The organism is Psychrobacter sp. AOP7-C1-14, assembly GCF_052376135.1.
GTDB lineage: Bacteria > Pseudomonadota > Gammaproteobacteria > Pseudomonadales > Moraxellaceae > Psychrobacter.
Genome location: NZ_JBQSVH010000006.1, coordinates 131,390 through 142,101, shown reverse-complemented (window position 1 = coordinate 142,101; position 10,712 = coordinate 131,390). Strand labels below are relative to the sequence as shown.

Genomic DNA, 10,712 nt, shown 5'->3' with positions numbered 1-10,712 from the left:
TGATTGCCAGTCTGGCCCGAGTGAGCTTTTACCAAAAAATAACTTGATGCCTATAAGAGATATAGATGCTATTGCTGAAAAACTTAGTTTAGCAATGAACAATCCAGAGCGGTTCTCTTCTGAATTTGATAAAGCACTACTCCCTACTACAGTTGCCAAAAAGTATATCGATTTTGTACACGAATAAAGGAAAGCTAAATAACTTTTAGTCACTCCACCATTTAGACCAATCATCTCTATGTAGCTGTCGTATCAATGCAAAAGCACTTTGATTGTTTTGAAGCTTTTCAAATACAGCTAGTAGAATAGTAGTAGCTAATTTATCGACTTTAATGAATTTTTTGTAGCGTTTACGCATATTCCTTAAGCTATCGTCTGTACCTATACGAAAATAGGTAAGCCCCTCATATAGTGGCAGATCCCCAGCATAAAGTTTTTCAGTTTTTTCTTTTATTAGCGGCAATGACTCAGAATCTGTATTCAGCTGTAAAAAACGTCTAGTTTCATGCACTCTCAACGTATTCATTAGAGTAATGACATTCATGAGAATTGCAACTCTACTAGGGTCATTTGAATGGTCGATAAAAGTATCACAAGCTGAAACAATCCAGCGTAGCGATAAATGCTCCAATAAATAGTTGCTTTCTGTCTCCCAAAGTTTTTCAAATTCAGCAAACGTTTTGTCTATTTTGTATTTACGCCGCATCAATATAATAAGCGTATTGTGATAAAAGCAGAGCTCAGACTCTCCTAATGACTGATACTTTAAGTTATTTAAGTGAGTTTCTAAGTCTGTACTTTTACGCTCATCTGTCAGTGCTTCAGTATCACACAATGACTCGGTTATTATTGTCGTTTTCATCTTATCAAAGCTTTTGCCATCATAGTTTTTGACAACCTTACCCGCATTCAATCTTTTTTCACTTAGAAATATCAATAGTAGTTTTCTTTGCCAGTTTGAAGGTGTAGCCATGTCACTAAAATCCTTTGAACAAGTACAATGCGATTAGGGCTTAAACGTCTGTCTAAAAAATTGATACCAAAATAGTTTATAAAATACTTCCGCTTAAAATGAATAGTATTGCTTGTACCATTCAACAAATTTTTTGATACCCTTTTCGATACTGGTTTCAGGTTTGAAGCCAATATCCTCTACCAACTCATCTATATCTGCGTAGGTAATAGGCACATCACCTGCTTGCATCGGTAATAAGTTTTCCTGTGCTTTTTTGCCACAAGCGCTTTCGATAGCAGTGATAAAACGGCGTAAAGTCACTGGTTGGTTATTGCCAATGTTATATATTTTATAAGGGGCAGTTGCTGTCGTGATAGTAGAGTATTGAGGAGAGGGGGCCTTATCTATTATCTTGATGATACCTTTTACAATATCATCAATGTAGGTAAAGTCACGCTGCATATCACCATTATTGAAGACATTGATTGGTTCACCAGCCAGAATTTTTTTGGTAAAAGAAAAATATGCCATATCAGGTCGACCATAAGGGCCGTAAACGGTAAAAAACCTCAATCCTGTCGTAGGGATATTATACAAATGGCTGTAGCTATGCGCCATGAGCTCGTTTGATTTTTTCGTGGCTGCATATAAACTGATAGGAAAATCAACGCAGTCAGCGGTGGTAAATGGTTGCTTAATATTCATACCATATACGGAGCTCGAACTGGCGTAGATCAAGTGCTTGATATCGTGGTGACGACACCCTTCTAAGATATTGACAAATCCAACCACGTTTGAATCAATATAAGCATTTGGGTTTTCGATAGAGTAGCGTACGCCTGCTTGAGCGCCCAAATTAACAACGGTATCGAATTGATGGGTGGCAAAAAGCTCAGACATGGCTTCGCGATCAGCAAGGTCTAACTTGATGAACGTAAATTTGTCTGGCAATGCTATCTCACCTAATATTCTTAAACGCTCTTTTTTTAAATCCACATCATAATAGTCATTGATATTATCGATACCAACAATAGAATATTCGCTATCAGATACGCCCGTTTCCAATAATGCTTTGATTAAGTGGAAACCAATAAAGCCTGCCGCACCAGTGACTAAAATTTTCATTAATCGTTCCCAAATAAATCGCGAGTAAATACTTTGTCCGCCACATCTTTTATCTCATCAGATAAGCGGTTGGCGACAATCACATCACTTATTGATTTGAAAGTGTCTAAATCCTGAATAACCCGCGAGTTAAAGAAATTGTCTTCTTTCAACACAGGTTCATAGACAATGACTTCAATCCCCTTTGCTTTGATACGCTTCATGATACCTTGGATTGCAGACGCTCTAAAATTATCTGACCCGCTTTTCATCACTAAGCGATGTATGCCTACGATCTTTGGCTGTCTTTCGATAACTTTATCAGCGATAAAGTCTTTACGAGTTCTATTAGAGTCGACAATAGCTTTTATCAGGTTACTTGGCACCTCATCATAATTTGCCAATAGCTGTTTGGTATCTTTAGGCAAGCAGTAGCCACCATAGCCAAACGATGGATTATTATAATGATCACCAATGCGCGGGTCTAAGCCGATGCCTTCGATGATTTGTTTGGTGTCAAGCCCAAAGGTTTGGGCATAGGTATCTAGCTCATTAAAATAAGCAACGCGCATGGCCAAATAAGTATTAGAAAATAACTTAATCGCCTCAGCTTCAGTCGATTCGGTAAATAATTGAGGAACCTCTTTTTTTATCGCCCCTTCCAACAGTAGGTCGGCAAATTGTTTGGCACGTTCGGACTGTTCACCTACAATGATTCGAGAAGGGTAAAGGTTGTCATGCAGCGCTTTGCCTTCTCTCAAAAATTCGGGTGAAAAGATGATACGGTCAGTTGCATAGCGTTCTCTAATACTTGCCGTATATCCCACTGGTACGGTAGATTTTATGATAATGGTTGCTTGATGATTGACCAAAAGTACTTGCTCAATTACTGCCTCTACCGTTGATGTATTAAAGTAATTGGTCTTGGCATCATAATCAGTTGGTGTCGCCACAATAATAAAATCAGCGCCTTCATAGGCTGTCGCTGCATCAAGTGTCGCAGAAAAATTGAGATTTTTGTTTGAGAAAAAATCTTCAATATCTTCATCTTCAATAGGGGACTGCTTAGCATTTAATAAGTTAATTTTTTCAGGAACAATGTCGACAGCGACGACTTCGTTGTGCTGTGCCAATAGCATTGCATTTGATAGGCCTACGTAGCCTGTACCTACTACTGCTATTTTCATAATATATCCAAGTAATGTTTACGCTTTGATGGATCGAATCCAAAATTGGTTTATGCTAAATAAGGTTCAAAATCACGATACTGTGTCAGCTCAGATAGCTGGTGTTCTCTGTCACAGAAATGGGGAGATACGCAAAAAATTTATGCTTCATAGCTTGGCTAATTTTCTTGTGTGAATCTGGTTCAAGAAGATCTAGGCTTTGGATACAACCGTACTTAATAGATTTATCTTCTAAAGCAGTAATAAAATCATCGACACTACTTTCATTTTTTAGATAGTTGACAGAGGTATCGGGTTTTAGATTTGCTTCATTTTTTTGAATTTTTAGATGATTCATCAGGGTTATCGGATTCACTTGAGCCACGTCTCTAAATTTATATCTAATTTGTTCTGTTAGCAGCTGAGGATGATTAAGCAAATAATCTTTCAATATGTTCCGATCAACGATATGAGGATAGTGATGAATTTCAAAGAATTTATCCATACCGAGTATTTTGGCGCTTAGCATTTGGGCAATAGTATGCCTTGGTTGAATCGGTGTTCCAAATAATTTAAAGCGAGACTTTCGTAAATTAAGCTTAGCACTTAATGCCGCACTTTTACGCCAGTGGCCGTGAATGTTCAGCTTCCTACCATCCAAAAAGTCATCTACTCTGACTGGTTGGTTAAAAAAGAAATCATCGTTCATATAAATGAAGTAATCAGATAGCCCCTCAATATTCCATATCATCGACTCAATCGATCGGGTATTGAACGTGGGTAAAAACTGCTCATAACCGGAAAATATGTCCTTATGATCAACGATGCGTATTTTATCTGCTGAGCAAATACCTTGCTTAACAAACTCATCAATGAACGCTGGCTTTTGTTGATCTGTGACAATATATATATGGCGACAAAAAGGCACATATTTGATGATAGAAGCAATATTATAGTATATCTCATCGTCACTGGCGAAACGCGTGTCAGTTATGGCGTCAGATGCCACTTCTTTACTTGGCTTATGCTGTTCTCGCTTTTGTTTGAGTATAGGGTCTGCGCCATCTACCCAAGCAATGACGATGTCTAATGTTTTCTCATCAGGCTGCTTCATAACTGATCCTATTCTTTACGGATACACATCTATTGTAGTAGCTATATTAGACTAGCTATGATATTTTCTGATGCGATTATTAACAAGGTTTAATCGATTTAGATAGTTAGACTAATTATCGTTTTTTATAGAGATACTGTTAAGTCGTGCTAGTATTTTACTGAGTAAATGTCGAACACCAGCGGTAGGTGAGACTAGCATATAAAGTCAGAACGCTGCAATAAGTATGACCATAGTTACACTCATTTGGCTAACCTATCATGTCTATACTGTTAAAAAGTTAAGCTGAGACACTAATGCCACCTATTATTCTATTTATTTTAAAAGCGCTTGAAGGTCGCGGTGCTGAGCGTATGGTTACGACATTGGCAAGCACTTATGTAGATATGGGCTACCGTGTCCATATCTTATGCTTGGAAGCGACGAAAGAGATGCTACTAGACACTCGCGTGCAATATCATATAGTGCCATATGATGAGGTGTTTTCTGAGCAGAATCTTAATCCAGAATCTACGCAAGCACAAGCCTACGAATCAGTTGCTAGCCGTATTGATAATTACGTACGTAGCCAAATAGGAGTGCCAGATTTGATACTGGCCAATATCTATAAGATAAACTGGATCATGGCATATAGCCAGTTACCAAATATCGTAAATGTACTGCATACGGCGCTATCTAAGCAGTTCCAAAACCAATTATTAAAGGCACCAGTACAGACTATAAATCACTTAAAAATGGTCTATGGTGCTCATAATTGTAGCTGTGTGAGTAAGGGAGCACATCAAGATTTGATTGCTCTTATAGGAAATATTACCAAAACCACAACAATCTATAATCCTTGTGATGCTATCGCTATAAATACCAAAGCAGCAGAGTCTAGCTATCTTGAGCATTTTGGCTTAGTAGATAAAGAATACATTATACATGTAGCCTCATTTGATAGTATGAAAGGTCATCGAGACTTACTACAAGCGTATGCCAAAACAGAACGAAAGCTACCACTAGTACTAGTAGGTAAAGGTAGGCTTGAAGAAGAAATTAAACAGTTGGCTGTCCAACTAAATATTAGCGATTGTATTAAGTTTTTAGGCTTCCAAACCAACCCTTATCCATTAATTAGATCAGCTACATTGATGGTACTCACCTCTAAGTTTGAAGGCTTTGGTTATGTCATAGTAGAGGCGCAAGCACTGGGTGTACCAGTGATCAGTACGGATTGTCCTTTTGGTCCACGAGAGCTATTACCCGAGCAAAACTTGATTGCGGTAGGTGATATTGATGGTTTGGCGTTACTTATCGACCAAGCCATAGACAACCTTACAGATTATATTGTGCCGCTAAACAAGCATTTACTATCTAAAAATATTGCAAGACAGTACTTAGCCTTTGGTTCTGTTCTAGATTCAGATAAAAATGAGGGTTTATAAGTCTTGATGGTTTCCAAGTAAATACAATCAATTAGAAGTTATCAATTGCGAGTCGTTACCTATAAAGTGTCAAATAGCGATTTAGAGATAGGAGAATGATTGATGACAGGAACACCATGCAATTGATAGATTCTGCCGAGTAGGTTAAACGAGGGCACAATGCGTTCCTTCATGACTTTACTGAGCATACTTGGTGCGCTATTGTTTTTGCTTTCATAAAACCGTGGTTGCTCACTGTTGAGCAGATCAATACCGTAAAGATGAATACTCGCTGCCTGACGCGAAAAAGCCAACTGCGCTGCTACATAGGCGACAGTGCCTGCTTCCACAAATCCATGAGTAACGTTAAGAGAGACACCAATATCAGCAGCTTTATGATCGCCATCAATAATAAAGTTTGGATTATTGATAAAGTATGAAAGCGGCATTTTTTTATTGAGTCGTTTTTTCTTAAAGATAAGTTTATTAAAAAATAGCTTGTTTGACTTGACTCCCCATGGCCTGTCCACTGGATACAACACTCGCATGGCATGGTGGTACGTTTGCATAATATCAGGGTGCGTGCTGGCCATCGCTTCGAATACAGCTAACGTTGCATATAGAGGTTGACCTGTGTAGTACTGCTGTAAAATCTCAGGCTGATGATTGATGAAGCGCGCATCACTAATGACGTAACCAACAATATCGGTAAAGCGATGCTGCCCAATCAAACTGATACTACCATTGACAAAAATAGTAGGCGTATCTAGTAGCTCTGATAATGACAGCTGCTGTATAGATGGCCCTGAGGCGATAATATTGACGTCCTTTCCATGCAAACTTTGTGCTGGTTCATTGGCATTGAAAGCCTTGATAATGATGAGCTCATTATCAATATTGAACCCAGCGGTCGCAGGTAATCTCAAATATAGCGCCATACTATTTTCCAGTCGTTTATGTCACCTATCTTATATCTTAATACACTGCCTTTACGCTAATGATAAATTGTCTAAATATGGTTAATTTCTAAACATCTACTGCCAATGGTCTTTTAACCATGGGCTTGGCCTCACATGACGATACCATTTACCGCCACTACCAGCAATTGCATCGGGCGGGTTAATCTCACCGTGGAAGATAACGATTTTTGCATCATCCGGCAGAGTAGGTGTGCGTACAAAGTTAAAAGGAATCGGCGCAATACATTGGTACTTAAAGCTGACACACCATGTCTTATCCCAATATTCTAAGTGGTGATGCTCACGCAAATAGTTAGAGAGATAAGCCTGCTCATGACGTACTTGGGTGCGAATGGTCTCAAAGTTTCGCTCAAAATTGGATAGCAAATCAGGATAGGTATTCATACCAATATTGAAGCGATAGACAGAGCTGTTACCAATCATGCGCCAAGGTTTTTTCCAGTCGCGGATGATGACGACACTGTCTTCATGCTCCGCCTGATACGTAAAAAACGCATCAATATTATCAACAATAACAATATCGATATCTAAAAATAGTGCAATACCTTTTAGATCATACAGCTCAGGCTTGAAGGTAGTCAGTTTTTTCCAACCACGTTCAGGGCCTGCTGGTAAATCCATGTCAGGTATCGGATAACAAGCAATCGCAGGGTTAATACCTGCGCTGTCATCGGTTAAGCAGACCATTTGAAAATCTAAGGTTAGATGTCGGCTAACCATATTGTAGAGACGATTGACGTATTCAGGACCATATTTGTCGCCCCATTTCATACAGATGATATAGCGCTGTTCAGCCGCATGTGTGCTGATGTTACTAGAGTTTATAGATGAGGTCTTAGTTACGTCAGATGTCATAATGCACTCGTATTGAGATAATAGTCAGATAAATGAAGGACTAATAAAAATAAAAGGATATAGAGCTCAGCCAATATTAGCATAGCTGTAACTGATGGTACGTCTAAATAGTGCAACGTTAGGTTGATAATGACTAATGATTGTCGAGCTTAGTGTTATTATTTTTAACAGCGCTATCATTTTTAATGTTGTCACTTTTAATGTTGTCATTTTTGACGCTATCGTTGGCATTACTATCAGGCTGATTAGAAACGTTAGAATGATGAGATTGGATAAAAGCTGCTAAAGTCTCTTTATCTTTCTTATAAGGATTGCCCAAGTTTGGTATACGCTTAAAACGTCGGTAGCCCCACATATAGTGACTGTAATTGTCTGTAATCATACGCTCCATGGCCTGATTGAGAGCATGAGTCGCCACTTCAGCATTACGATCGTATAAGGCTGGATTGTCGAGCTTGTAGCAGTAGATATCAAAACCGCGTCCATCGGTACGGCGAATACAAGATAAGCCAACTAGATCACATTTGGTTTTACTGGCTAATTTTGAGGCAAGTGTACTGGTTAGTGTTTCAATACCAAAGAATGGAACGACAACGCCGCCTGAGGGTTCTGGTACGTGATCTGGCAGTACAATACTAAACCCACCTTGCTTGAGGGTTTTGAATACGGCTTTGACCCCGCTACCATCGGTAGGTACCAACGTTGCGTTGAGACGTGATCTACCTTGTAAGACAAACTCATTAGTGAGCTTACCCTTCACAGGTTTGTACATGATGGTTGGCGCACCAAATTGATTGAGCCAAGCATTCATCATCTCCCAAGTACCGAGATGAGGAACGATAGCCAGCATGCCGTTAAGATTGGCAAGACCTTCTATTAGAATGTCTTTATTATGGACATCACAAATTTGAGCGATGCTCCATTCAGGTGACATCGCCCAGCTCTTCATAGATTCAATACTGGTCAAACATTGATGATAGATAATGTCTTTAGTCAGTGCTTGTTTTTTTGCTTTGGGAAGCGTGGGCGCAATCAATGAAATATTTATATCGATAGTACGCATGATGCTCAAACGAGGTAGCTGAACAATTACCCACGCAACAAAACGTGCCAATATCTGTAGTACAGACAATGGCACGTATTTAAAAATATGATACGGATTCATGACCACTCACATGGTAATGAATCACGTAACAAGCACTGTAGACAGTAATCGCGCATCATTAAGCGATTTACTCAGCAGGCTTGTTGGTATCAGCCTGTACTTTTTCACGCACACGGATACCAAGCTCACGTAGTTGTTTGCTATCAACGCCAGCAGGTGCTTGGGTCAATGGGCAATCAGCAGTTTTGGTTTTTGGGAAGGCGATAACGTCACGGATAGAGCTTGCGCCTACCATGAGCATAATCAAACGATCCAAACCAAATGCTAGGCCGCCATGCGGTGGCGCACCAAATTTTAGGGCATCAAGTAAGAAACCAAATTTGTCTTCAGCTTCTTGCTCACCAATACCCAAAGCTTCAAGGACAGCTTGCTGCATATCATAAGTATTGATACGTAAGCTACCACCACCAATCTCAGTACCGTTCAATACCATGTCATAAGCGATAGAAAGAGCAGACTCTGGGTTGTTTTTCAATTCTTCAACTGAGCCTTTAGGCTTAGTGAACGGGTGATGCATCGACGTCCAACGACCATCTTCAGTTTCTTCAAACATTGGGAAGTCAGTGACCCAAAGTGGTGCCCACTCACAAGTTGTCATTTCAAGGTCTAGACCGATTTTTTGACGTAATGCGCCGATGGCATCGTTCACGACACTGGCTTTATCAGCACCAAAGAAGATAATATCGCCATCTTCTGCAGCAGTACGCTCGATCAAGCTAACAAGTACATCGTCAGTCATGTTTTTGATGATTGGAGACTGTAGGCCAGACTCTTTGTCCACACCGTTGTTAATGCTGCTAGCGTCGTTGACTTTGATATAAGCCAAACCACGTGCGCCATAAATACCAACGAACTTGGTATAAGCATCGATCTGCTTACGGCTTAGTGACGCGCCACCAGGGATACGTAGGGCAGCCACGCGGCCTTTAGGATCGTTAGCAGGACCAGCAAACACCTTAAAGTCAACGTCTTTCATCAAATCTGCAACGTCAACTAACTTTAGAGGAATACGTAGGTCAGGCTTGTCTGATGCATAGTCGCGCATTGCTTCTGCGTAAGTCATGCGTGGGAACTGCTCGAACTCAACGTCCATCATGGTCTTGAACAAATGCTTGATCAGACCTTCGTTGATGTTCATGATTTCTTCTTCGTTCAAGAAAGACGTCTCGATATCCACCTGAGTAAATTCAGGCTGACGATCGGCACGTAGATCTTCATCACGGAAGCATTTAGCAATTTGATAATAACGGTCAAAACCTGAAACCATCAATAATTGCTTAAATAGCTGTGGTGACTGCGGCAGGGCAAAGAAGTTACCTGGACGAGTACGTGATGGTACAAGATAATCACGCGCACCTTCAGGCGTTGCACGAGTTAGAATCGGTGTCTCAACGTCTAAGAAACCATGATCGTCTAGATAACGACGAATCGCTGAGGTTGCCTTAGCACGGAACACCATACGCTCTTGCATTTGCGGACGACGCATATCCAGATAGCGATATTTTAGGCGCAAGTCTTCTGATACTGTGCTTTTTTCGTCATTCAATGGGAATGGCGGTGTTTCAGATTTGGCTAATACTTCAATTTCTTTGCCCAATAGCTCAATTTGGCCACTGGTCATATTAGCGTTTTCAGTGCCTTCATAACGACGACGTACGCGACCAGTAATTTTTAGCACGTATTCTGGACGTACTGCATCAGCAGTCGCAAAAGCTTCTGGAGTGTCAGGATCAACGACGACCTGTAAGATACCAGCACGGTCACGCATGTCTAAAAAAATCACGCCACCGTGATCTCGACGACGATGTACCCAGCCTACGACACTAATGGTTTGATCAATCAAGCTTTCGGTTACAGCTCCGCAATATTCGTCTCGGTATTCGCTATGCGTCATAATATGGTTATCCAGTTATCAGCCCAATTCAAAGTACAATAATGCAGCCATTGCGGTGCGTTTCAAGCTATTT

Annotated in this window: 9 protein-coding genes and 1 pseudogene; 2 read left to right on the top strand and 8 right to left on the bottom strand. The window is 40.2% G+C overall.

Annotated features, from left to right (window positions below):
- Nucleotides 1-187 (top strand): annotated as a pseudogene (locus tag ACT3QN_RS06660) (glycosyltransferase); the annotation flags it as partial.
- A gap of 18 nt (nucleotides 188-205) precedes the next feature.
- Here ACT3QN_RS06660 and ACT3QN_RS06655 read toward each other — a convergent pair.
- The 4 genes from ACT3QN_RS06655 to ACT3QN_RS06640 all read right to left on the bottom strand — a co-directional run bounded on the left by ACT3QN_RS06655 (nucleotide 206) and on the right by ACT3QN_RS06640 (nucleotide 4,339).
- Nucleotides 206-973, bottom strand: a complete 768-nt coding sequence (locus tag ACT3QN_RS06655; RefSeq protein WP_444522068.1) for a hypothetical protein — start codon at nucleotides 971-973, stop codon at nucleotides 206-208.
- Nucleotides 974-1,066: 93 nt separating this feature from the next.
- Entirely contained in the window at nucleotides 1,067-2,080 is a 1,014-nt protein-coding gene (locus ACT3QN_RS06650) for an NAD-dependent epimerase (protein WP_444522069.1), read from the bottom strand.
- The gene (locus tag ACT3QN_RS06645; RefSeq protein WP_444522070.1) at nucleotides 2,080-3,246 is read right to left on the bottom strand and encodes a nucleotide sugar dehydrogenase; all 1,167 of its coding nucleotides are present in this window, start codon (nucleotides 3,244-3,246) and stop codon (nucleotides 2,080-2,082) included. Before ACT3QN_RS06645 ends, ACT3QN_RS06650 begins: the two co-directional genes overlap by 1 nt.
- Nucleotides 3,247-3,331: 85 nt before the next feature.
- Nucleotides 3,332-4,339: a capsular polysaccharide biosynthesis protein gene (locus ACT3QN_RS06640; RefSeq protein WP_444522071.1), complete on the bottom strand. Its 1,008-nt coding sequence runs from the start codon at nucleotides 4,337-4,339 to the stop codon at nucleotides 3,332-3,334.
- Nucleotides 4,340-4,635: 296 nt separating this feature from the next.
- Between ACT3QN_RS06640 and ACT3QN_RS06635 the strand changes: the two genes are divergently transcribed.
- Complete coding sequence (locus ACT3QN_RS06635; RefSeq protein ID WP_444522072.1) at nucleotides 4,636-5,766, top strand: glycosyltransferase; 1,131 nt, start codon at nucleotides 4,636-4,638, stop codon at nucleotides 5,764-5,766.
- Nucleotides 5,767-5,825: 59 nt separating this feature from the next.
- Here the strand turns inward: ACT3QN_RS06635 and ACT3QN_RS06630 are convergent, their stop codons facing one another.
- The 4 genes from ACT3QN_RS06630 to aspS all read right to left on the bottom strand — a co-directional run bounded on the left by ACT3QN_RS06630 (nucleotide 5,826) and on the right by aspS (nucleotide 10,639).
- A complete protein-coding gene (locus ACT3QN_RS06630) occupies nucleotides 5,826-6,683 on the bottom strand; it encodes a hypothetical protein (RefSeq protein ID WP_444522073.1) in 858 nt (285 codons plus the stop codon).
- 96 nt (nucleotides 6,684-6,779) lie between these two features.
- Complete coding sequence (locus ACT3QN_RS06625; protein WP_444522074.1) at nucleotides 6,780-7,580, bottom strand: glycosyltransferase; 801 nt, start codon at nucleotides 7,578-7,580, stop codon at nucleotides 6,780-6,782.
- Nucleotides 7,581-7,713: 133 nt separating this feature from the next.
- A complete protein-coding gene (locus tag ACT3QN_RS06620) occupies nucleotides 7,714-8,745 on the bottom strand; it encodes a lysophospholipid acyltransferase family protein (protein WP_444522075.1) in 1,032 nt (343 codons plus the stop codon).
- Between the two features lie 67 nt (nucleotides 8,746-8,812).
- A complete protein-coding gene (gene aspS, locus ACT3QN_RS06615) occupies nucleotides 8,813-10,639 on the bottom strand; it encodes an aspartate--tRNA ligase (protein ID WP_444522076.1) in 1,827 nt (608 codons plus the stop codon).
- Nucleotides 10,640-10,712 lie beyond the last annotated feature (73 nt).

Excerpts from the sequence above, each read along its gene's own strand:
- ACT3QN_RS06625 (WP_444522074.1), bottom strand. The coding sequence starts at position 7,580 with ATGACATCTGACGTAACTAAGACCTCATCTATAAACTCTAGTAACATC.
- ACT3QN_RS06645 (WP_444522070.1), bottom strand. The coding sequence starts at position 3,246 with ATGAAAATAGCAGTAGTAGGTACAGGCTACGTAGGCCTATCAAATGCA.
- ACT3QN_RS06630 (WP_444522073.1), bottom strand. The coding sequence starts at position 6,683 with ATGGCGCTATATTTGAGATTACCTGCGACCGCTGGGTTCAATATTGAT.
- ACT3QN_RS06640 (WP_444522071.1), bottom strand. The coding sequence starts at position 4,339 with ATGAAGCAGCCTGATGAGAAAACATTAGACATCGTCATTGCTTGGGTA.
- ACT3QN_RS06650 (WP_444522069.1), bottom strand. The coding sequence starts at position 2,080 with ATGAAAATTTTAGTCACTGGTGCGGCAGGCTTTATTGGTTTCCACTTA.
- ACT3QN_RS06635 (WP_444522072.1), top strand. The coding sequence starts at position 4,636 with ATGCCACCTATTATTCTATTTATTTTAAAAGCGCTTGAAGGTCGCGGT.
- ACT3QN_RS06620 (WP_444522075.1), bottom strand. The coding sequence starts at position 8,745 with ATGAATCCGTATCATATTTTTAAATACGTGCCATTGTCTGTACTACAG.
- ACT3QN_RS06655 (WP_444522068.1), bottom strand. The coding sequence starts at position 973 with ATGGCTACACCTTCAAACTGGCAAAGAAAACTACTATTGATATTTCTA.
- aspS (WP_444522076.1), bottom strand. The coding sequence starts at position 10,639 with ATGACGCATAGCGAATACCGAGACGAATATTGCGGAGCTGTAACCGAA.